The organism is Sedimentitalea xiamensis, from assembly GCF_030164465.1.
Lineage (GTDB): Bacteria > Pseudomonadota > Alphaproteobacteria > Rhodobacterales > Rhodobacteraceae > Sedimentitalea > Sedimentitalea xiamensis.
The window spans coordinates 14,427-36,631 of record NZ_JASNJE010000038.1 but is presented as its reverse complement, the minus strand read 5'-3'; the positions used below and the strand labels follow the sequence as shown (position 1 = coordinate 36,631).

The window sequence follows — 22,205 nt, the reverse complement described above, 5'->3', positions numbered from 1 at the left end:
AATCGGATCAAACGGTTCCGTCGTATCGCGCTGCGCTGCGAAAAGACAATCTCGTCCTTTCGGGCATTCGTTGCCCTTGCCTGTGCTATGACATGGCTCGCCTAATGCAGACGCCGCCTAGAGCGCACGCCGCCAACGGTGCAGAACGTCGGCGCCGACCCTTCGCGTTTCCACCAGTTCGAACCGTGTCGCGCTGTCCAGCCCATCCAGACCCAGCGCCCCGACAGACGGCAGCCCCTCCGCCCCGATCACGAGCCCCGCCGTGAACCCCACGAGTTCGTCCACAAGGTCGCCGGCCAGCAGGGACGCCGCAAGCGAACCGCCGCCTTCGCAAAAGACCCGCGTCAAACCGGCCCGCCCCAGATGTTGCAGGATGTCGCCTGCATCGAGTTGCATGCCGTCCGAAGCGCAGGGCAAGAGCGTCGCCCCCAGCCCATCCCATGCCTTCACCCGTTCCGGATCGGCCGTTTCCCCGTGACATATCCAGAGCGGCGTTTGCCTTGCGGATCGCGCCAGTTTTCCAAGCAGCGGCAAGTCCAGATGGCGCGAAACAACGATACGCACCGGTTGCCGCGGCACACCCATGTCCCGCACGGTCAGTTCCGGGTCGTCCGCTCGGGCCGTTCCCGCCCCAACCATGACCGCGTCATGACGCGCGCGCAGGCCATGCACCACGCGACGCGCCTCGGGTCCGGTGATCCATTGGCTTTGTCCCGTCGCCGTGGCGATCCGCCCGTCAAAACTGCCCGCAAGCTTCAGAGTCACCATCGGGCGGCCCTGTTCGGTGCGCAGGAAGAACCCGGCATGGTCGCGCGCGGCCTGACCCGCCAGAACGCCGACCGTGACCTCGGTCCCATGGTCGCGCAGTTTCCCGAACCCCTGCCCTGCGACACGCGCGTCACTGTCTTCGAACGGCGCGACCACGCGCGCGATCCCGGCCGCGATCAAGGCATCGCAGCAGGGCGGCGTCCGGCCATGATGGGCGCAGGGTTCCAGGCTGACATAGGCGGTCGCCCCCTGCGCCAGATCGCCGGCCCGCCGAATCGCTTCGGTTTCCGCATGCGGACGCCCCCCCGGCTGGGTCCATCCCCGGCCGACAACACGTCCGTTGCGCACGATCACGCAGCCGACGGAGGGATTGGGCCAGCACTGCCCCTGTCCGCGTCGTCCCAGCGCCAGGGCCATCGCCATGAAACGGGTATCTTGCCGGTTCACTCTTCAGGCGTCTGCGGGCGCAGTTCGTGAACGAAATCCTCGAAGTCGTCCGCAGCCTGGAAGTTCTTGTAAACGCTCGCAAAACGCACATAGGCAACGGTATCGATCCGGGCCAGCGCCTCCATGACGATGGCGCCGATCTTGCTGGACGAAATATCCGTCTCACCCATGCTTTCCAACCGCCGCACAATGCCCGAGATCATCTGGTCGATGCGTTCGGGTTCGATCGGACGCTTCTGCATGGAGATGCGGATAGAACGTTCCAGCTTGTCCCTGTCGAAATCTTCGCGCTTGCCGCTCGACTTTATCACCACGAGGTCGCGGAGTTGCACCCTCTCATAGGTGGTGAACCGCCCGCCACAGGCCGGACAGAACCGCCGGCGCCGGATGGAAACGTGATCTTCCGCCGGGCGTGAATCCTTGACCTGTGTGTCGATATTTCCGCAAAACGGGCAGCGCATCGGCCATCCCCCTCAATTGATCTGCCTCTCGTTGTGCGCACTGTGACGCACTTATCCACAACTATAGGCGACCCTCTAGGATTTGGGTAGTGGAGATTTGGGAACCCAAGATGCGGGCAGCATTACCCCTGCCGGTCACAGGCCGCTGCCAGCAAACCCCGCTGAAACGACTGCCAGACCGGCGTTCCGTCCGTATCCGAAACGATCCGCGGACAATGGGGTCAGATCGTCGGCAGGCGCGCATGGTCCAGGCGAACTACCATCCCCTGTCCCAGATGTCGGGACCCTCATACTGAAAACAGTATTGCACCGCCGCATGTCGCGCCAGGTTGTCGCCCGGTTGCTTGACCGACAGCGACAGACGGGGCGTCGTATCGGCGCCCGCCGGCGGGGAAAGCGAGAACTGCACCGCATTCTTGCCGGGCCGGTTCACGCTTGGTCCGATCTCGCGCCAGATATAGATCCTTTGCACTGCGGGTGTCCCCAGGACACGCTGGGCGAAATCGCCCGCGCCGCACCAGTAGTCCGCCGCGCTCGATCCGACCTCGGACACGACCTCCCAGACGGTGTTCGAAACCGGAAACACTTCGTGGCGGTTCATCGACCACCATGCGAACCCCAGCGACGGCGCGGCAATGAGCGCGGCGGCCGCTGCGATACAAGTTCGAATTGACATGTCATTCTCCTTGTTCATCGGTGCCTGTCGCCCACCGGCATCTGTCAGGCAGTAAGGACGGTTCAGAGCCCTCCGTCAGGTTGCAACGGCCACCGCGAACTTGACGATCCTCTTTCGACGCGCGCAGATAAAACGCTAGACCGGTCCATTCGGCGCGGTCAAGTTGAAGCCGATGAATGGCGCGCTTCCGAATGAATCCGGGCCGACATCCGCCATCTCGCCGCGTTCAGAATGCCATCTGTTTCTGGCAGTAGCCGAACGCCTGCTGGACAGACATGGAATCCCCGACCGCGAAGGAATTGAGGCTTAGTGACGTCCCGTTTGGAACGATGCCCGCTGCGGCCGGGTCCAGGGTGAACTGGACAGCGGATCTCCTGCCCGTCGTGACGCTGACGCCGCGCCCGCGCGCCACATAGACGCGGGCCTGCCACGGCGCTTTCAGCGCCCGCTGCGCGTAGTCCGCCGCAGCGCACCAGATGATCGGCCCGTTGCCGCTGCTTCTGGGTACCACCTCGAAAACGGCCTGATTGACCGGATTCACCCGTGCACCCGACCGGCTGGTAAAAGCGTCGCCAGCGCCCGGCGCGCCCACCAGCAGGATGGCGAGCGCGATGGCTCCCGAAAGATGTCGCCGCATGGTTTTTCTCCCTTGCTAGAGCAAGAAATCCCGCCGCCGCACAACTCGGGCGGTCGCTCCGGTTCACCGACAGTATGAAGGCATGCATCCCGGAAAAGCAATCGGATCGACGCTCTCGCACCGATCATTTCGGCGGCACAGACTCAGGGACATCCGCCGCCGCGACAAACGCCGCCCAATGAAAACCCCGCCCGGCCGATGCCGCGCGGGACCCATCATGGCAAGGCGCGAACCTGAAACTACTGATCCAGGAAGCTGCGCAATTTCCGGCTGCGGCTCGGGTGTTTCAGCTTGCGCAGCGCTTTCGCTTCGATCTGGCGGATACGCTCACGGGTAACGCTGAACTGCTGACCGACCTCTTCCAGCGTGTGATCCGTGTTCATGCCGATGCCAAACCGCATCCGCAGCACCCGTTCCTCGCGCGGGGTCAGGCTGGCCAGAACCCGCGTCGTGGTTTCCTTCAGGTTCTCCTGAATGGCGCTGTCCAAAGGCAGTACCGCATTCTTGTCCTCGATGAAATCGCCGAGCTGGCTGTCTTCCTCGTCGCCGATGGGGGTTTCCAGCGAAATCGGCTCCTTGGCGATCTTCATCACCTTGCGCACTTTTTCCAGCGGCATCTGGAGCTTCTCGGCCAGTTCCTCGGGCGTCGGTTCGCGGCCAATCTCGTGCAGCATCTGCCGGCCCGTGCGGACCAGCTTGTTGATCGTCTCGATCATGTGGACGGGAATGCGGATGGTGCGGGCTTGGTCCGCGATGCTCCGCGTGATCGCCTGGCGGATCCACCAGGTCGCATAGGTCGAGAACTTGTAGCCCCGGCGGTATTCGAACTTGTCCACCGCCTTCATCAGGCCGATATTGCCTTCCTGAATGAGATCAAGGAATTGCAGGCCGCGGTTGGTGTATTTCTTGGCGATCGATATCACCAGCCGCAGGTTGGCCTCGACCATTTCCTTCTTGGCCTGACGAGCCTCTTTCTCGCCCTTCTGCACCTGCTGGACGATGCGGCGGAATTCGCTGATGTCCAGACCGACATACTGACCGACTTGCGCCATGTCCGCGCGCAATTCCTCGACCTTGTCGGTCGAGCGTTCGATGAACATCTGCCAGCCGCGCCCCGGCTTTTCCGCCATGTCGGCAAGCCAGTTCGGATCCAGTTCGCGCCCACGGTATTCATCGACGAATTCGCGACGGTTGATCCGCGCCTGGTCGGCGAGTTTCACCATGGCGCTGTCCAGCGACATCACCCGGCGGTTGATGCCGTAAAGCTGGTCGATCAGGGCTTCGATCCGGTTGTTGTGCAGATGCAACTCGTTGACGAGCAACACGATCTCAGAGCGCAGCGCCTGATAGGTGGATTCGTCGGCATCGCTGAACGACCCGTCCTCGTTCAAGGTCGCCGAGATCCGGCTGTCCTGCATTTCCGACAGTTGCGCATAGTCGTTGCTGATCGTTTGCAGCGTATTGAGAACCTGATCTTTCAGGGCGGCTTCCATGGCCGCCAGGCTCATGTTCGCCTGTTCGTCCTCGTCGTCGTCATCGTCCTTCTGGATCGGGTTTCCATCGGCATCCAGCTCCGGCGACTCGTCCTCGGCCGGCTTGGCCGCGGCCACGACCGAGGAATCGACCACGGGCGCGTCGACTTCACCGTCTTCGCCCATCTGGTTGCCGAAAGTGGTCTCAAGATCAATAACGTCCCGCAAGAGTATGTCTTCGCTCAACAATTCGTCATGCCAGATGGTGATCGCCTGAAAGGTCAGCGGGCTTTCGCACAGCCCTGCGATCATGGTGTTCCGGCCGGCTTCGATCCGTTTGGCGATGGCGATCTCGCCCTCGCGGCTCAGCAGTTCGACACTGCCCATCTCCCGCAGATACATGCGCACGGGATCGTCGGTGCGGTCGAGTTTCTCTGCCGTGCCGGAAGAGAGGGTGATATCGCGGGCGCTTTCGGTCGTCGCGATCGCCGTCGATCCCTTGTTCTCTTCCTCTTCGGCCTCTTCGTCCTCGATGATGTTGATGCCCATTTCGCTGAGCATCGACATCACGTCTTCGATCTGTTCGGAACTCACCTGATCCGGCGGCAGGACCTGGTTGAGCTGGTCGTAGGTGATGTAGCCTTTCTCACGCGCTTCGCCGATCATTTTCTTGACGGCGGCCTGGCTCATGTCCAGCGAAACGTCAGCGTCCTGATCATCGGGCTTGCGGTCGTCGTTATCCTTGGCGGCCATATGGTGCTCCTGCTAGGGCGTGAGGTGATTCGCTGCGCCGAATCATCGCCATGATTCGGTGATTCGTCACCCCGCTTACCCTGTTTTCTTTAGCGATTCTTTACCAAAACCTTCATCTCTTCGGCTTGGAATGCATGATTTTTTCGAGAAGGGCATCGAAGGCGTCACGCTCCTGGCGGTTGATGCGCGCGCCATTGTCCCCGGTATCGTATTCTGCCTTGTCTTCGTGTTCGCTCCGTTCCGCCCGGTTGCGGGCCTGCGCGGCCTGAGACAGACGCCAGGTCAGCGCCTCGTCGGCCAGCCCGGTCAAATCCTCGACAGCCTCGGCGATTTCAGCCGTCAGCCCGCGCCGCGCCGTCAGTTTTGCGAGTTCTTCGCTCAGGGTCATCCGAGCCAGTTCGACATCGCCGGGATTGCGCACACAGGGGCTTATGGCGACATGGCGCAGCGCGTGCAGGTTTTCAAGGGTATCGGGACCCATTTGCCCGGCAATCTTGTCGGAAAGTGGCCCTTGTGCCGTAGCCGGATGGCTCAGGATCAGATCCCGCAGGGATCTGTGCACAGGGTCGGCGCAGGTCATCGCCTCAAGTCCGGACTCGAATTCCGGTATCACCTCTGGCGCTGCGATCACCGTGGCGAGGATCACCGCTTCGCGCAGGTGATCCTGCATCGCCTCGTCCGCGGCCGCCAGAATCGAGGCCTTGGTTCCTTCTAGCGGCACCGCAGCCGCCTGTTTTCCCGGCGTCCACGCCCTGCGCGCGCCCGTTCGCCGTTGCGAAAACAATTCCCACCGGAGGTTCTTGATCTCCTGTCCATAGTGACTGCGGATGGACGGGTCGCGGATCAGCTTGATCTTTTCCCGCAGCGCCTTGTCCAGCATCGCCTTGCGTTCCGGACTGTCAAAGACCTTGCCATCGGTTTCACGCCGCCAGAGCAGCCGGACCATCGGAATGGCCTGATCCAGCAGCTTCTGCATCGCCGCGGACCCCTGGTCGCGGATCAGATCATCGGGATCCATCTTTTCCGGCATCAGAGCGAAACGCAGGGACTGCCCCGCTTCCAGCAAGGGCAAGGCCAGATCCATCAGCCGCATCGCCGCGCGCAGCCCCGCCGTGTCGCCGTCCAGCGCGATGACAGGTTCCGGGGCGATGCGCCACAACATCTGCAACTGGGTTTCGGTGATTGCCGTCCCCAGCGGCGCGACCGCCGCCGGAAATCCGCCCTTTTCCAGCGCGATCACGTCCATGTATCCTTCGGCGACGATCAGGGGCTTTCCCCGCCCAGCGGCGGCGCGTGCCGGTCCATGGTTGAACAGGCTGCGTCCCTTGTCGAACAGATCGGTTTCCGGTGAATTCAGATACTTGGCCTTGTCGTTCGGATCCATCGCCCGTCCGCCGAAAGCGATGCATCGTCCACGGGCATCGCGGATGGGAAACATGATCCGGTTTCGAAACGTGTCATAGGGTTTGCCGCCCTTGCCTGGCGGCTTGGCCAACCCGGCCCCGAAGATCAGGTCTTCGGCGACGCCCTTGCCCCGCAGATGGTCCCACAGGGACTGCCAGCCATCCGGCGCGAAACCGATCTCCCACCGCTCCTGAACCGGGTCCGTCACCCCTCTTCCCGATAGATAGCTGCGCGCGGCATGGGCGGCGCCGGTTTTCAGTTGCAGACGGTAGAATGCCGCGGCCTGCTCCATCACCTCGGCCAGTTGCCCGCGCCGGTCCGACTTTTCCTGCGCCTTCGGATCTCTCGCCGGCATCGTCATGCCGGCCTCTCGGGCGAGGATCTCAACGGACTCCATGAAGCCGACATTTTCGCTTTCCATCACGAAGGAAATCGCGTCGCCCTTGGCGTGACACCCGAAACAATAGTAAAAGCCCTTGCGGTCATCGACGTGAAATGAGGCGGATTTTTCCTGATGAAAGGGGCATGGCGCCCACATGTCGCCCTTGCCCTGATTGGACTTCCGCGCATCCCACATGACCTTGCGCCCAACCACTTGCGACAGGCTGGTGCGGCTGCGCAGTTCATCAAGGAATCCGGCGGGCAAGTTCATGGGGTTTCATACCACAGGTTCAGGCCAGTGGGCACGCCATCAGTTGTTCAGGCAGGTGCCAAGCCATTCGGAGCGCAGGTTGATCTTTTTCAGATCCCGTTTCCTGATCTGGTAGATCTGCGCGGCAAAGACCGGAATGGCGTTGCTGTAGCGGTCGGGCCAGGCCGGATTGCCCGCTTCGATCTTTTCCCGCACGTTCTTTTCCGACACGCCGTCGAGCCGCGCCTGCTGAACGGCTCCGGCCACGTCCGCCTGGTAACCGCAATCGATTTCCTTTTCGCTTTGCGCCAGGGCCGTGGAGGCGGTCAGGACAAGGATCACGGGCAGGATCGGCAGGCGGGTCATGGGCACTCTCCGGAATCAGTTTGGGTCGCTGACAATCTAGCCCCGCGCGGCGACACCTTCCATGGCCGTTTTAAGATCATGCACCAGGGTCGCGGCCATGGACCGGAAGGCCATTATCAGGAAAGCCGCGTCCGCGACCCGCGTAATCGAGACGTTCATGCGCATCAGATCGGTGCGCACCGTATGGCCGCGCTTGAAGTGACGCGGGCGCAGATCGACCGGCACGAGTCGCGCCAGAACGTCGGTCGCCTGCGGCCCCTGCAAGCGGACCACGGCCCAGGCATCGCTCTGATCGACGAGAACCGCGTGTCCGGACAGTCCGGGCGCCGGTTCAGATCCCGCCAGCATGACCTGCCTCCGGCCAAACCATATCGCCCTGTTCCCGTCCTTCCCCGTCGCCCGGTTCGGGCCGGGCAGCGTCATACCGTGGGCGCTTTTTAACCTGGCGGACAGGTCAGCGCCCTGGCCCCGGAACGGCACCATGATCGTCAGCCTGCCCGGATCTACCTCGGTCAGCGAACAGGCTGCTGTTTCCAGTAACTGCAACCCATTGCACGGCGTTCTTGATGTAAGTTCAATCACGCGCACGTTCCCCTTCCGGATCAAGGAAAACCGGGTCGACCACCTCGCAGGTCGCGTCCAATCCGCGCAGGTGGTCGATCATCCGCACGCGCTCGCCATGCCGGGCAGGCCCGTTCCTGAGAAAACCGAGCGCGATCATATGCCCAAGGGTCGGCGAGAATGCGACCGAAGTGACATAGCCCTGGGCATTCACCCGCACCGGGTCGTCGCCCGGTGAGAACAGATACGCGCCCGCGACCAGTAGCTGAACCTCCCCCGCCGGTTTCAGACCCACCAGTCGTTCGCGATCCGGATCCGTCAGGCCGGGACGCCGGCTCATCGCCTTGCCGATGCAATCCTTCTTGTCCGACACCATCGCGTCCATGCCGATATCGAAGGCCGTCGTGCGCCCATGAATCTCGGCATGGGTGATGAAGCCTTTTTCAAGACGCAGGACGTTCAGCGCCTCCAGACCGTAGGGTCCGCCGCCAATCTTTTCGGCATGATCCAGCAGAATTCGGAAAACGCTGTCGCCGAACCGTGCCGGAACCGCCAGTTCGTAAGCCTGTTCGCCGGAAAAGGAGATGCGAAACAGCCGTGCCTGGACCCCGCCGACAAAAACCTGACCGCAGGCCATGAAGGGCCAGTCTTTCACGGCAATGGGATTGTCGAGCACAGCGTTCAGCAGGTCCCGCGATCTCGGCCCCGCCACCGAGAACTGCGCCCATTGCTCTGTCACCGAGGTCAGCGCAACGTCCAGATCCGGACGCAGGCACTGGTGCACGAATTCCAGGTGCCGCATCACTTGCCCCGCCGCCGCCGTCGTGGTGGTCACGACAAAATGGGTGTCGCCCAGACGCGCGCAGGTGCCGTCGTCCATCACATGCCCATCCTCGCGCAGCATGAGCCCATAGCGCACGCGCCCCACCTTCAGGGTACTGAAAGTGTTCACATAGACGAAATCCAGGAACGCCGCCGCGCCCGGCCCCTGAACGTCGATCTTGCCCAGCGTCGAGACGTCGCAAACGCCGACGCTCGTGCGCACCATGTTCACCTCGCGGTCACAGCTTTGCCGCCAATGGGATTCGCCCGGCGCGGGGAAATAGCTCGGGCGATACCACAGTCCCGCCTCGATCATCGGTGCGCCCCTTTCGGCGCTGGCCTTGTGGCTGGTCGTGAACCGTTCGGGCGCGAACCCCTTGCCCTGTGCCCCGGCGCCCATGGCGGCGATCGACACTGGGCTGAAGGGAGGACGAAACGTCGTGGTGCCGGTGTCCTGGATTCCGCGCCCGGTCACATCCGCCAGGATCGCCAGGGCCGCGACGTTCGAGTTCTTGCCCTGGTCGGTCGCCATTCCCTGCGTCGTATAGCGCTTCATATGCTCGACCGACCGGAAGTTCTCCATCGCGGCCTGCCTGACGTCCTTGACGCAGACATCGTTCTGAAAATCCAGCCAGGCCCGCCCGCTGCCCGGCACCGCCCAGAGCGGCGAAATCGCATGGGGCGCGTCCTCGGCCTCCGGCAAGTCGATGGCAGCGGCTCTCAGTCCAAGGTCTTCCAGCGTGTCCCGCGCGGCCGCGGCCCCTTCACGCAGGCAGTCATGCGTCGAGAATGCCCCGTTGCAGGCCCCCGCCACGCTCATACCGGGAACGGCCTGCGGCGTCGGAACGAAACCAAGGATATCTTCGCGCCAGGTCGGGCGGGCATTCAGGTGACAGGTCAGATGGACCGTCGGGTTCCAGCCACCGGACATGGCCAGACAGTCCGTCGCGATCCTGTCTTCGCCACCGATACTGCGCACCGTGACGCTTTCCAGGCCCCTACGTCCGGAACTGTCACAGACCATAGCCCCCTTGTAGACCCGGTAACCCCGGCCATCTGGCGCGTCGTGGCGACTGTCGATCACCGCCACGACATGGATGCCCGCCGACAGGAGGTCGCGGGCCGTACGATGCATGTCGTCGTTATTGCCGAAAAGCGTGACCCTGCGCCCCGCGCAGACGCCCCAGCGATTCAGATAGGCCCGAACCGCGCCTGCGGTCATGATCCCCGGACGGTCATTGTTTCGAAACGCCACCGGACGCTCCAGTGCGCCCGCCGCCAGGATCGATCGGCGGGCCTGGATCCGCCAGAAGGTTTCCAGCGGAAGGGCCTCGGGTCGCACCGCCAGATGATGCGAAACCCGTTCCAGCGCCCCGAAGGTTCCCTGATCGTAGACGCCCGTGACCGTGGTCCGGGTCATAAGGCGGACATTGTCCATCGCGTTAAGTTCGGCGATCACATTGTCAGCCCAGTTCACGCCCGGCCTGCCCCCCACCTCGAAGGTTTCGGCCAGAAGCCGCCCGCCCATGCGGCTGTCCTCGTCGGCGACAATCACGTCGGCCCCCGCGCGCGCCGCGACCAGCGCCGCCATCAGCCCTGCGGGTCCACCGCCGATGACCAGGAGGTCGCAAAAGGCATAAGCCTTTTCGTTCCGGTCCGGCTCATGCGCCCCGGACAGCGCACCCAACCCGGCGGCATTCCGGATGACGGGTTCGTAAACCCTTTCCCAGAAGGCGCGCGGCCACATGAAGGTCTTGTAGTAAAAACCGGCGCCCAGGAAGGGCGCGGCAAGGTCGTTCACCGCCATCAGGTCGAAATTCAGCGATGGCCAGCGGTTCTGGCTGCGCGCCTCAAGCCCCGGAAACAACTCCTGAACGGTCGCTCGCACGTTCGGTTCCGCACCGGCACCGCTGCCGATCGTCATCAAAGCGTTCGGCTCCTCGCTGCCCGCCGTCAGCACGCCGCGTGGCCGATGATACTTGAACGAGCGCCCGACCAGCCGGACGTCGTTGGCCAGGAGGGCCGAGGCAAGCGTGTCTCCCTGGAAACCGGAGTAGTCGATGCCGTCAAAGCGGAAGCGAACCGGCGACCGGCGGTCGATCCTTCCCCGTCCCGCGATCCTCACGCTCCGGCCTCCATCCCGATATCCGCCGCAAGCGCGCTGTCCAGAACCTCGTGGGTGACAGTATCGCGGGTCACGACGATCCAGGCGCTGCATCCGCTCTCGTGCTGCCAGAGATCGCGGGTCACGCCGGCGGGGTTGTCGCGCAGATGCACGTAGGCGTCCCAAGCCGCCTCCCCCGCGTCGGGGGCCGGCCGCGCCAGGGCAATCGCCGCCCCCTGGTAATAGAACTCGCGCCGATCCCGTTCACCGCAAATCGGACAAGTGATTCTCATGCGCCACGCCCCGTCTTCATCTTTGTCCAAATACTCCCGCCGGAGGCTCCCATCCTGTCCCCCTGCGCTTAGTGCAGATTGTGCTGAGAACCGGTGCCTTCTTCATCCATCAGCCCGCGCCCGGTCCGGAACCGGTCCAGCCGGAACCCGGTCGCCGCGCCGTGACACCGGTCGGTGGCCATCAGATGCGCGAAACAGTTTCCCGACCCCGGCACGGCCTTGAACCCGCCGTAACACCAGCCGCAATTGAGATAGAGCCCCGCGACATCCGTCTTGTCGATGATCGGGGAGCCGTCTGGCGTCATGTCCATGATCCCGCCCCAGCTGCGCAGAACCTTGGCTTTGCCGATCATCGGCATCAGCGTCATGCCCGCTTCCATCACATGCTCGACCATCGGCAGGTTCCCCCTGGCCGCATAGGAAGCATAGAAATCCAGGTCGCCGCCAAAGACCAGCCCGCCCTTGTCGGACTGGCTGATGTAGAAATGCCCCATGCCGAAGCTGACCACGTGGTCGATCACCGGTTTCAACCCTTCGGTGACAAAGGCCTGCAAGACATGGCTTTCGATCGGCAGGCGCATCCCCGCCATCGCCGCCACCTGCCCCGACCGCCCGGCAACCACGATCCCCACCTTGCGGGCGCGGATCGCCCCGCGCGTGGTCCGCACGCCCGTGACCTTGCCGTTTTCGATGTCGATGCCGGTGACTTCGCAGTTCTGGATCAGGTCGACGCCCCGCCGATCCGCCGCGCGGGCGTACCCCCAGGCCACCGCGTCGTGGCGCGCAGTTCCGCCGCGCGGATGATAGAGACCACCGTAGATCGGAAAGCGGGCGTTCTCGAAATCCAGATAGGGCAGATGCGCCCGCACGCCGTCGCGATCCAGCAGGATCGCGTCATCGCCCTGGTTGATCATCGCATTGCCCCGCCGCGCGAAGGCATCCCTCTGCCCGTCGGAATGGAACAGGTTGATCAGCCCGCGCTGCGAATGCATCACGTTGTAGTTGAGATCCTCTTCCAGACCTTCCCAGAGTTTCAGGGAATGGCTGTAGAACTCCGAATTGCCCGGCAGGAAATAGTTCGCCCGCACGATGGTCGTGTTGCGCCCGACATTGCCGCCGCCGATATAGCCTTTCTCCAGCACCGCGATATTGGTCAACCCGTGATCCCGCGCCAGGTAGTAGGCCGTGCTCAGGCCATGGCCGCCGCCGCCGATGACAATGATGTCATATTCCGCTTTCGGGTCGGGGTCCCGCCAATGAGGCGTCCAGCCCCTGTTGCCCGTCAGACCTTCCTTCAGAATTTTCAGGCCGGAGAACCGCATCGAACATTTCCCTTCGTCCAGCGGGATAGAAACAGTCCGGCCGGAGCGTATCAATGCCCAAATCCATTCAGCCGCTGTTTTTCCGGAGGTTCGCCGGGAAATCCAGGACGGGTTCCGATCATGCCACCCGCATCGCGCACGAGACTCCGCGCAAGCGAAAACCGCCCCACCGGGCGATCCGCCGGCACGCGAACGGATCGTGCGGCGGCCGGATCGAGACATCGTTCCTCAGGACCCGGACCGGTTTCGCCGGCCATGCCGATACGGCCCCGGATGCCGGGCCAGAACTAGAGACCCTTGGCGCGATAGCTGGCCGCGACCTTGCCGATCGCAACCAGATAGGCGGCGGTGCGCAGATCTTCCACATCCTCGCGTTCATGCCAGACGTCGCGCATGGACTGGTAGGCGATGCGCATCGTGTCATCCAGGCCCGATCGCACCAATTCCAGTTCATCCGCCCCCCGCAGGTATCGTTTCTTGAAATCCGGCGACATGCTCCAGGCATCGCCGAGATACCGGTCCAGACGTTCCAGTTCGTCGACAACCAGCTGATGCCGCGCCTCTTCCTGACGGCGCTGCATGCGGCCAAAACGGATATGGCTGAGGTTCTTGACCCATTCGAAATAGGACACGGTTACACCGCCGGCGTTGGCATACATGTCGGGAACGATCACCGTGCCCTTGGCGCGCAGGACATCGTCCGCCCCTGCCGTGACCGGGCCGTTCGCCGCCTCGATGATCAGCGGCGCCTTGATCCGCTCGGCATTGTTGAGATTGATGACGCCCTCCAGCGCCGCCGGTATCAGAATATCGCATTCCTCTTCCAGCACCGCCGCCCCTTCGGCGGTATGCGCGGCATCGGGAAACCCGGTGACCCCGCCGCGACCCTTGATCCAGTTGTGCACCGCTTCGACGTCCAGGCCCTGGGGATTGAACAGCGCGCCATCGCGTTCGATGATGCCTGTAATGATCGCGCCATCCTCTTCGGCGAGGAACTTGGCCGCGTGATAGCCGACGTTGCCAAGCCCCTGCACGATCACCCGCTTGCCGTCCAGCGAACCGGTCAGCCCGGCCTTGGCCATGTCTTCGGGATGGCGGAAGAACTCGCGCAGCGCATATTGCACGCCGCGTCCCGTCGCTTCGACGCGCCCGGCAATCCCGCCTGCGTTCAGCGGCTTGCCGGTCACGCAGGCCCGCGCGTTGATGTCGGTGGTGTTCATCCGCGCGTATTGATCGGCGATCCAGGCCATTTCCCGTTCCCCGGTACCCATGTCGGGCGCCGGAACATTCTGGCTCGGATGGATCAGGTCGCGCTTGGCCAGCTCATAGGCGAAACGGCGGGTGATCTGTTCCAGTTCGTATTCGTCATACTGGCGCGGATCGATTCTCAAGCCGCCCTTGGAGCCGCCGAACGGCGCCTCGACCAGCGCGCATTTGTAGGTCATGAGCGCCGCCAGCGCCTCCACCTCGTCCTGATGCACGCTGGGGGCATAGCGGATGCCGCCCTTCACGGGTTCCATGTGCTCGGAGTGGACCGACCGGTAGCCAGTGAATGTCTGGATCTGTCCCCGCAGCCGGACGCCGAACCGGACGGTATAGGTCGCATTGCAGACCCGTATCTTTTCTTCGAGGCCGGGCGGCAAGTCCATCAGGGCGACGGCCCGGTTGAACATCAGATCGACGCTTTCGCGAAAACTCGGCTCGGTTTTCGGGGCCATTTCCTGTCCTTCCCTGTTGTCTTCACGACTCGCGGATGCGGTTCTGTCGCGCCCACACTATGACACGTCTTCCCAAAAGTGCGACTTTTCCGACCATTCCGCGAACGGACGCATCAATGGCGTCGAGTGTCAGGCGGTTCCGGCGCGGTGTCGCCGCACCTGAAACAATCGGCTCCGGGACTTGAGATCATTGCAAGAACCGGTGCACCCGACCCCCGAATTGGCCACGCTTCGCCTTATTTTGAACATGTTCCCACGGCATTCAAAACTGGACTCTGTGTAACCGGCGTTCCGTTCAACGGTATCGGCAAGAGAGGTGAACCATGTTTTCGCGTCACGACCGCTTTCAGACTGAAGACCACCCGCTCCCGAGCGCGAACCCGCCCGGATCTCCGCCATTCCTGCGCGCCTTCTTCCGTCAAGAAGACGGAGCGATGCTCATTCTCGGGGTCTACATATTCCTGATGATGCTGATGGTCGGCGGAATCGGAATCGATCTGATGCGGGTCGAACGCGACCGCGCCAAGCTGCAATACACGCTGGACAGGGCGGTTCTGGCCGCCGCGAGTCTCGACCAGGAGATCGAACCCGGCGCCGTCGTGCAGGATTATTTCAACAAGGCGGAACTGGGCGAATACCTCGGCGGTGTGTCGGTCACGGATTCCGTCGGTGCACGGACGGTGTCGGCAACGGCCAGCGCCGACGTCGCGACGCAGTTCATGCACATGACTGGGCTGAATTCGATACGCACCCCCGCCGCCAGCGCCGCCGAAGAACGCATCCAGTCGCTGGAAATCTCGATGGTGCTGGATATCTCGGGGTCAATGGCTGAAAACAGCCGTCTGAGCAACATGCAGACGGCCGCGAAAACCTTCATCGACCACATGCTGACCCAGGCGCGCAACGACTCGGTGTCCTTCTCGATCATTCCCTATGCCAGCCAGGTCAATGTCGGCGAAACGCTGCTGGACGAATTCCATGACAACGGGTTCACCGTTTCCGCCGAACACCGCTATTCGCATTGCGTCAATTTCATCGAAGACCAGTTCAGCCGCACCACAATCGATGCCTCCCAGCCGCTCGAACGCACGGCGCATTTCGATCCCTATACCCACAGCACCATGCCCATCCAGGTGCCGGTCTGCCCGATCCGCGCCGGTTCCGCCATCGTTCCGATCACCAACGACCGCACCAAGCTGCACGCCGCCATCGACGCGATGACCGCGCTGGGGCCGACCTCCATCGACGTGGGCGTCAAATGGGGGATCACCCTTCTGGATCCCAGCATCCGGCCCGTCGTTTCGGACCTTGCAGCCAAGGGCATCGTGCCGTCCGTCTACGCCAGCAAGCCGGTCGACTACACTGACGAGAACACGCTGAAAGTGCTGATCGTGATGTCCGACGGCAAGAACGAAGATCAGTATTTCATCAACCCGACCATGCGCGAAGGCCCGTCCAATGTCTGGTACAACGCCGAAGCGGACGTCTACAGCGTCTATCATGACCAGAGCGCAACAAAATACTGGATTCCCCACCTCGACGCATGGAGCGAATACCCCTTCGGCAACGCCCCCGATGGCAGCGAACCGGGCACCGCCGTCGAACTGACCTTCCCCGAGTTGAACAACCGCGCCTCGCTCAAATACAACGCCGAAGAGAACTACAGCTTCACCTCCAGCGCCTGGGCGACATGGATATCCTCGGCCTTCTCCAAGCGGGAAAAAGCCGCCAAGGACCAATTCACCAAGCATATCTGCGACGCCGCGAAGGATCGCGACGTGATTGTCTTCACCATTGGCATGGAAGCCCCGATAACAGGCATCAAGACGCTGAAGGACTGCGCCAGTTCCGCGAGCCATTACTTCAATTCCGACGGATCGGACATCTTGGCGGCGTTTGACTCCATCGCCACCTCGATCCGCAAGCTGAGGCTGACCCAATGACACGTCTGTCCCGCCCGTTCCTGCGCCGGTTCCGGCGCTCCGAAGACGGCAACTCCACCATCGAATTCGTCATCACCTTTCCGGCAATGCTCTTCCTGCTGCTGTCCGGGGTGGAACTGGGGATGGTTTCCTTGCAGCACGCGATGCTCGAACGGGCGATGGACATGACCGTGCGCGACATACGGCTCGGAACCGGCACGGTTCCCCAGCACGACGACATCAAGAACCTGCTGTGCGACCGCACCGGTTTCATCCAGGACTGCAAGACGAACATGTTGCTGGAAATGGTGCAGCGCGACCCCCGCGCATGGACCGATATCCCGGCGGCGGCGAACTGCACCGACAATTCCGAAGAGGTCATTCCCAAGACCGAGTTCAAGAACGATGCGCAGGACAACGACCTGATGATCCTGCGTGCCTGCGCCAAGATCTCGCCGATCTTCCCGACCACCGGCCTCGGGAAGAACATCGCGAAGGATGGGGCCGGCCAGTTCCGGCTGGTCGCGACCTCTGCCTTCGTTCAGGAACCGAGGTAAGCCATGAAAATCTCCCGACCGAAAACCCTGCTGCGCGGTTTCTGCCGCGAAGAGCACGGCAATGTCACCGTCGAATTCATCCTCGCGATGCCGATCCTGTTCTGGACCTTCATGGCGGCCTACGTGTTCTTTGACGGCTACCGTCAGAGCGCGGTCAATCTCAAGGCGGCCTATACGATCTCGGACCTGCTCTCGCGCGAAACCCAGGCGGTGAACGATGCCTATATCGACTCCATGGTCGAAGTGCTCAGCCTGATGACGCGCACGCCTTCGGATGTCGATCTGCGGGTCTCGGTGATCCGCTGGGACGCCGCCGACGAACGATACTATCTGGACTGGTCCGAGAACCGCGGCTTTCCGGCCGAACTGACCAATGCGAACATCGAGAACATTTCCGGCGATCTGCCCGAAATGCCCGACAACGAACGCGTCATTCTGGTGGAAACCAACAATGTCTTTGTCCCTCTCTTCAACGTCGGCCTGGACAACCTGGACCTGAAGAATTTCGTTTTCACCCGGCCCCGCTTCGTCTCGCAGGTCGTGTTCGAGGGGATGAACGAGGGTGAGGGCGAGGATCACGACGACGGGGTGATTGGCCCGGGATGATTGGCCCCTGACCGCCTCGTGGCCGGTGGTCTTGCAAGGTCCGGTCGCTCTGCTCCGGACTATTGCGAAGGATCAGAGTCAGTCACCTAGGACGCCGCATCCCGATCCTGTCGCTCGGCGATCCGCTGGGTCAGCAGCTCGGCCATGGCCTTCGATTGCGCGATCGGCGTCACGCCACCGATGCCGATGCGATGACCGAACCGCCACCACAGCCCCGGACGCCAGACGCGGGTGCCGGGCGACCGGGTCCGGATCGTGAAACCGTTGGAAGGCTTGAAGGCGAAGGCACCCCGGTCCAGTCTCACGATGTCTTCCATGGAAACGATGGTCTCTCCGCGACTGTCCCGCAACCCGCCTTCGGTCAGTTCGACCCGTCCGGCGGCGGCGCGTCGAAACAGATCCGCGGTCCAGAGCGACGCCGCGCCCAGAACCACGGCAATCGCCTGCCAGAGCGGGCCGGACGCCGTCGTCGCCGCCGAATAGAACAGCAGGGCCGCCATCGCGACCAGCGTCGCCACGCCGATCCCGCGCCGGATCGGACTGGCCTCGAGAACCGCCAGAACCTCGTCGTTTTCCATTTTCTTCCGCCCGTTCGCCATTCAGGCCCGTTTACCCCGCGCGAGCGGAGGCGAACAGCCTATTTCTCCGCACGTCGCACGATCACTTCCGCGCCCGGTTCTTCCGGTTCGTCATCCTGCATCTGCGCCGGGAAGCCCGGTGCCCGAATGTCCAGACCGGTCGCATCTTCGAGCCGCCGGATGATGTTTGGCGACAGTTCACGGGAACCGTATCGGCGGATCCCGTCCGCGAATATCTCGATCAGTTTCGGGCCGAGATCGAGCGGAACCCCGGCCCGGTCGGCAACCGACTGAAACAACCCGATGTCCTTGGCCACGAGATCCATGGTGAACGAAATGTCCCGACTGCCGTTGAGGATCACCTGGCTTTCCGTTTCGTGCACGAAACTCGTGCCGGAACTGATCCGGATCGCCTCGTAGGCGACGCCCAGATCCATTCCGGCGGCCTTTGACACCACCAGCGCCTCCGCACAGCTGACAAGGTTGGCCGTGGCCAGATAGTTCGTCACCACCTTGAGAACGCTGGCGCTGCCGAGGTCGCCCGTATGAAGGATGCGACGCCCCATGACCGTCAGCAATGGCAGGATCCGTTCGAAGGTTTCCCGATCGCAGCCCGCGAAGATGCTGATGTTGCCGGTGTCCGCCCGGTGACAGCCGCCGGAAACCGGGCAATCCACCGCCGCACCGCCCCGGTCGATGACGGCAGCGCCAAGCCGTTTCACTTCGGCGGCGTCGGTCGTGGACATTTCCATCCAGATCTTGCCGGGACCGACGCGCGGCAGCATCTCGTCCAGCACGGCGGCACTTGCGGCGGGGCTGGGCAGGCAGGTGATGACCGCGTCGCAGGTTTCCATCAGCCGGGACGGGCTTGCACCGTCCCGCGCGCCGCGCACGACCATCTTGTGAACCAGATCGCCGTTCAGATCGTGGACCGCGAGGTCAATGCCATTGCGCAAGAGACTTCCCGAAAGTTTCCCGCCGACATTGCCAAGTCCGATGAAACCTACCCGCATCTTCCCGTCCTCGCTTACGATTCAACGGCACCCTGCGCATCGACGCACAGCCGATCTTTCCTGTTTGCGACCTGCGCCGGGTCTTCCCGCACCGCTATCGGTCACAACAAACATATGGCCCATGGGAAACTCGGGCCGGGATTCGCAGGGCAGTCCGGCGTTTCGATTGTTTCTCACGAGTTTCCAAACCCGCACCACATCCGAAACTGTCCGCCCGCAACGCCAAAACCCGCTTCGATTTCGACAAATCGATCCAAATTCATGGAGAATTTTGGCAAAGCCCGTAGTCTGGCCGCATCGCAATCTGACCCCACAAAACGCCTTCGGACCCTGCCAAGCAAAGGATCGACATGCGCCCGGACCTATCCCGCTCTGAGCCGTCATATCCGGCGTCGTTCGCGCCGTCGGATCAGACCATTCTCGACGCGGTTCTGAGACAGACCCGCCAGAGCGATGCGCCGTCCGCCGCCGCAAGCCATCCCGCCCCGAGACCGAACAAGGTCTGGACCCTGCCCGGCTTTGCTGCGGGCTGCCGCCTGTCGACAAGTTTTGGCGAGCTTCCTATCGAAGCCCTCCGGCTGCGCGACAGGGTCAAGACACGCTCAGGCGCCTATCGTCAGGTCGAATGGATCGACGAGATCCGGCTCGACGCGGATTTCATGGCCCGGCATCCGGAAGCGCTTCCGATTCAGATCCGGACCCGGACCCTTGGGCCGTGTTCTCCCGTTCGGGATATCGTCCTGTCCCCCGGTCAAATGATCTTCGCATCCGATGTCTTCGGCGGGAATATGATGGGCGCAGCGTCCGAACTCGAAGGTCTCCCAGGCGTGTCGCGCCTTCCAAGATCCGAAATGACCTATTTCATGTTCCACTGCGGCCAGCAGGAAGCCGTCTGCGTGGATGGCGCGTGGTTCCTCGTCTCACCCTGACAGGGACTGGCCGCCAAAGGGCTGGGCAAGACCCGACGCGCGGCGGCCGCCAGGCCACGGTTTGAGAGATCTTTTGCGGGCGTTGTGCAGCGATGCACATGACTCGTTGAACTATCCCGATTGCCAGACCGCGCAATCGACCCATCTATGTGTGGCACAACCGTCTATGGAAAACAGACATGTCACTCAGACCGACCCTCGAAACACGACAGGCGATTCCGACGATGGAAGGCGCCGGCGTGAAACTGCACCGAGCCTTCGGGTTTCAGGACCCGTCCGAACTGGACCCCTTCCTGCTGTTCGACGATTTCCGCAACGAGCATCCGCAGGATTACCTGAAGGGTTTTCCCTGGCATCCGCACCGCGGCATCGAGACCATAACATATGTGCTCAGCGGAACGGTCGAACATGGAGATTCCCTTGGCAACACGGGAACGCTGGGCGCGGGCGACGTTCAGTGGATGACCGCCGGATCGGGAATCATGCATCAGGAAATGCCGCATGGAAACGCGCGCGGACAGATGCACGGGTTTCAGCTCTGGGGAAACCTGCCCTCGGCGCAGAAAATGACCGCGCCGCGCTATCAGGACGTGACCGCCGCCGACATCCCGGAGGTGATCGACGACGACGGAACGCGGGTGAAGATCGTCGTGGGCACATTCTGGGGCAAGACCGGCCCGGTGGACGGCATTGCCGCCGATCCGCAGTATCTGGACGTCCATGTTCCGGCCGGCGTGCGCAAGACCTTCAGGATCGACACCTATCGCCGCGCCTTCGCCTATGTTTTCGAAGGCTCCGCCGCCTTCGCGGCAGCATCCGATCCGTCCGGGATACTTCTTGAAAAGGAAGTCGCCGGGCAAGAGATGAATATCCGCGATCTCAGCGGCGACAGGACTCTCGTCCGGTTCGGCACCGGTGACGAAGTGACGCTTCAGGCGGGTCCGGAAGGCGTCCGGTTCCTGCTGATCTCGGGCGCTCCGATCGATGAACCGGTCGCATGGCACGGCCCCATCGTGATGAACACGCAGGAAGAACTGATTCAGGCGATGCGCGACCTGCGCAACGGAACGTTCATCAAACCGGCTCACTGAGTGAAGAGGAACAGAACGATGCCGGTGCCGGGGTTACTCCGGGGCCACGGATTTGCGAACCATGTCCCAGTAGATGGATTCGACTTCCGTCACTGACAGCCGACCTTCCGCCCGATACCAGGTATTGACGCCGGTCAGCATGGCGATCACCGCCATCGACGCGATCTTGGTATCGGGAACCGCGAACACACCATCCGCGACGCCCTGTCGAAGGATGTGTTCCAAATGTTCCTCGTAGGCGCGGCGCAGCACTTCGATTTCGTCGAAGTTTTCCGGGCTGAGATTGCGCAGTTCCATGTAGGAGACAAAGACCGCGTCGGAACGTTTCAGGTGGTGTGCGATGTGAAAGCGGGTGAAGTCTTCCAGCCGGGCCGTGGCATCCTGCGGCACGACCCGGTGCGCGCGCGCGTCCAGAAGCTCTTCCATGTGCTCTTTCATCAAGCCGAACAGCAGGCTCTGCTTGTCGGACGTGTAATTGTAGAGCGCCCCCGCCTGAACCCCCACCTCGGCCGCGATCTGGCGCATGGATACGGCGGCAAACCCATGGCGCGCAAAGAGTTTCAGGGCCGCCTCGCGTATTCGGGGGCCAGTGATATCCGAATGGGATCCGGTCGTGCGCGCCATGGGGCAAAGGCTATCTGAACGCACGTTCAGATAAAACCCCCGCTTGCGGCTTTTCCGGCAAAAGGGCATCAAACGGGCAAACAAGATCCGCGAGATGCCCATGTCCTCGGCCCGAAACCGGTTTTCGCCCCGCTTCGCCTGTCTTCTGGCACTGCCCTTTGTCGCCGGATGCGCGAATGTCCCGGATCTGGCGAGCACCGTCCCCGCGAGCCTCGAAGATGCCGACTACCCCGCGCTGGTTCCGATCGAAACCCTGCTTGTGCCGCTTCCCGCGCCAAGGGATCAGTCGGACGACATCCGCGCCAGCCTGGAAAGCCGGCGGGACTCGCTCCGGGTGCGCGCGGATCGCCTGAACACGACCGTGGTGGATGACGAAACACGGAAACGGATGCAAGCCGGCGTGCCACGATAAGGCGCAACATCTGACGCGTTGCACCCCTGGACCGAACC

General features: G+C 62.7%; 21 protein-coding genes and 1 pseudogene. 7 read left to right on the top strand and 15 right to left on the bottom strand.

Translation table 11 applies throughout. From position 1 onward, the window contains the following. Positions 1 to 105 (top strand): annotated as a pseudogene (locus QO034_RS20560) (IS5-like element IS711 family transposase); the annotation flags it as partial. A gap of 12 nt (positions 106 to 117) precedes the next feature. On the opposite strand, the gene ribD reads toward QO034_RS20560, so the two are convergent. The 12 genes from ribD to QO034_RS20500 form a co-directional block, all read right to left on the bottom strand. Next, positions 118 to 1,215 (bottom strand): bifunctional diaminohydroxyphosphoribosylaminopyrimidine deaminase/5-amino-6-(5-phosphoribosylamino)uracil reductase RibD, encoded by a 1,098-nt coding sequence (ribD, locus tag QO034_RS20555; protein WP_284487403.1) that lies wholly within the window; start codon positions 1,213 to 1,215, stop codon positions 118 to 120. Then, positions 1,212 to 1,676, bottom strand: a complete 465-nt coding sequence (gene nrdR / locus QO034_RS20550) for a transcriptional regulator NrdR (protein ID WP_284487402.1) — start codon at positions 1,674 to 1,676, stop codon at positions 1,212 to 1,214. Before nrdR ends, ribD begins: the two co-directional genes overlap by 4 nt. A 256-nt stretch (positions 1,677 to 1,932) precedes the next feature. After that, positions 1,933 to 2,352 (bottom strand): hypothetical protein, encoded by a 420-nt coding sequence (locus QO034_RS20545; protein WP_284487401.1) that lies wholly within the window; start codon positions 2,350 to 2,352, stop codon positions 1,933 to 1,935. 226 nt (positions 2,353 to 2,578) lie between these two features. Continuing rightward, a complete protein-coding gene (locus QO034_RS20540) occupies positions 2,579 to 2,989 on the bottom strand; it encodes a hypothetical protein (protein ID WP_284487400.1) in 411 nt (136 codons plus the stop codon). 239 nt (positions 2,990 to 3,228) lie between these two features. Continuing rightward, entirely contained in the window at positions 3,229 to 5,214 is a 1,986-nt protein-coding gene (gene rpoD / locus QO034_RS20535; RefSeq protein ID WP_284487399.1) for an RNA polymerase sigma factor RpoD, read from the bottom strand. Positions 5,215 to 5,326: 112 nt separating this feature from the next. Then, on the bottom strand, positions 5,327 to 7,270 hold the full coding sequence (dnaG, locus tag QO034_RS20530) for a DNA primase (RefSeq protein WP_284487398.1): 1,944 nt from the start codon (positions 7,268 to 7,270) through the stop codon (positions 5,327 to 5,329). 39 nt (positions 7,271 to 7,309) lie between these two features. Continuing rightward, positions 7,310 to 7,615: a hypothetical protein gene (locus QO034_RS20525; RefSeq protein WP_284487397.1), complete on the bottom strand. Its 306-nt coding sequence runs from the start codon at positions 7,613 to 7,615 to the stop codon at positions 7,310 to 7,312. A 36-nt stretch (positions 7,616 to 7,651) separates the two neighbouring features. Further along, positions 7,652 to 7,963: a sarcosine oxidase subunit gamma gene (locus QO034_RS23315; protein ID WP_321170030.1), complete on the bottom strand. Its 312-nt coding sequence runs from the start codon at positions 7,961 to 7,963 to the stop codon at positions 7,652 to 7,654. A gap of 226 nt (positions 7,964 to 8,189) precedes the next feature. Then, on the bottom strand, positions 8,190 to 11,123 hold the full coding sequence (locus tag QO034_RS20515) for a sarcosine oxidase subunit alpha family protein (protein WP_284487395.1): 2,934 nt from the start codon (positions 11,121 to 11,123) through the stop codon (positions 8,190 to 8,192). After that, positions 11,120 to 11,395, bottom strand: a complete 276-nt coding sequence (locus QO034_RS20510; RefSeq protein ID WP_284487394.1) for a sarcosine oxidase subunit delta — start codon at positions 11,393 to 11,395, stop codon at positions 11,120 to 11,122. The genes QO034_RS20515 and QO034_RS20510 overlap by 4 nt, the downstream gene beginning before the upstream one ends. A 68-nt stretch (positions 11,396 to 11,463) precedes the next feature. After that, positions 11,464 to 12,717: a sarcosine oxidase subunit beta family protein gene (locus QO034_RS20505; RefSeq protein ID WP_284487393.1), complete on the bottom strand. Its 1,254-nt coding sequence runs from the start codon at positions 12,715 to 12,717 to the stop codon at positions 11,464 to 11,466. Between the two features lie 287 nt (positions 12,718 to 13,004). After that, positions 13,005 to 14,435: a Glu/Leu/Phe/Val family dehydrogenase gene (locus QO034_RS20500; protein WP_284487392.1), complete on the bottom strand. Its 1,431-nt coding sequence runs from the start codon at positions 14,433 to 14,435 to the stop codon at positions 13,005 to 13,007. A 434-nt stretch (positions 14,436 to 14,869) separates the two neighbouring features. On the opposite strand from QO034_RS20500, the gene QO034_RS20495 reads away from it, so the two are divergent. From QO034_RS20495 to QO034_RS20485, 3 genes are read left to right on the top strand one after another with little or no spacing between them, the layout of a single operon-like run. Continuing rightward, positions 14,870 to 16,378, top strand: coding sequence for a pilus assembly protein TadG-related protein (locus tag QO034_RS20495; protein ID WP_284487391.1), 1,509 nt, complete (start codon positions 14,870 to 14,872; stop codon positions 16,376 to 16,378). Further along, positions 16,375 to 16,914 carry a TadE/TadG family type IV pilus assembly protein gene (locus tag QO034_RS20490; RefSeq protein WP_284487390.1) on the top strand — a complete coding sequence of 180 codons (540 nt, stop codon included), beginning with the start codon at positions 16,375 to 16,377 and terminating at the stop codon, positions 16,912 to 16,914. Before QO034_RS20495 ends, QO034_RS20490 begins: the two co-directional genes overlap by 4 nt. A gap of 3 nt (positions 16,915 to 16,917) precedes the next feature. After that, a complete protein-coding gene (locus QO034_RS20485) occupies positions 16,918 to 17,520 on the top strand; it encodes a TadE/TadG family type IV pilus assembly protein (RefSeq protein ID WP_284487389.1) in 603 nt (200 codons plus the stop codon). An 86-nt stretch (positions 17,521 to 17,606) separates the two neighbouring features. On the opposite strand, the gene QO034_RS20480 is transcribed toward QO034_RS20485, so the two are convergent. Both QO034_RS20480 and QO034_RS20475 read right to left on the bottom strand, forming a co-directional pair. Next, on the bottom strand, positions 17,607 to 18,098 hold the full coding sequence (locus tag QO034_RS20480) for a hypothetical protein (protein ID WP_284487388.1): 492 nt from the start codon (positions 18,096 to 18,098) through the stop codon (positions 17,607 to 17,609). A 59-nt stretch (positions 18,099 to 18,157) separates the two neighbouring features. Continuing rightward, a complete protein-coding gene (locus QO034_RS20475; RefSeq protein ID WP_284487387.1) occupies positions 18,158 to 19,111 on the bottom strand; it encodes an NAD(P)-dependent oxidoreductase in 954 nt (317 codons plus the stop codon). A gap of 350 nt (positions 19,112 to 19,461) precedes the next feature. On the opposite strand from QO034_RS20475, the gene QO034_RS20470 reads away from it, so the two are divergent. Continuing rightward, positions 19,462 to 20,040 carry a Hint domain-containing protein gene (locus QO034_RS20470; protein ID WP_284487386.1) on the top strand — a complete coding sequence of 193 codons (579 nt, stop codon included), beginning with the start codon at positions 19,462 to 19,464 and terminating at the stop codon, positions 20,038 to 20,040. A gap of 179 nt (positions 20,041 to 20,219) precedes the next feature. Beyond that, the gene (locus QO034_RS20465) at positions 20,220 to 21,131 is read left to right on the top strand and encodes a pirin family protein (RefSeq protein ID WP_284487385.1); all 912 of its coding nucleotides are present in this window, start codon (positions 20,220 to 20,222) and stop codon (positions 21,129 to 21,131) included. Positions 21,132 to 21,164: 33 nt separating this feature from the next. Here QO034_RS20465 and QO034_RS20460 read toward each other — a convergent pair whose 3' ends face one another. Beyond that, a complete protein-coding gene (locus QO034_RS20460; protein ID WP_284487384.1) occupies positions 21,165 to 21,755 on the bottom strand; it encodes a TetR/AcrR family transcriptional regulator in 591 nt (196 codons plus the stop codon). A gap of 94 nt (positions 21,756 to 21,849) precedes the next feature. On the opposite strand from QO034_RS20460, the gene QO034_RS20455 reads away from it, so the two are divergent. Next, the gene (locus tag QO034_RS20455; RefSeq protein ID WP_284487383.1) at positions 21,850 to 22,167 is read left to right on the top strand and encodes a hypothetical protein; all 318 of its coding nucleotides are present in this window, start codon (positions 21,850 to 21,852) and stop codon (positions 22,165 to 22,167) included. The last annotated feature ends 38 nt before the right edge of the window (positions 22,168 to 22,205 follow it).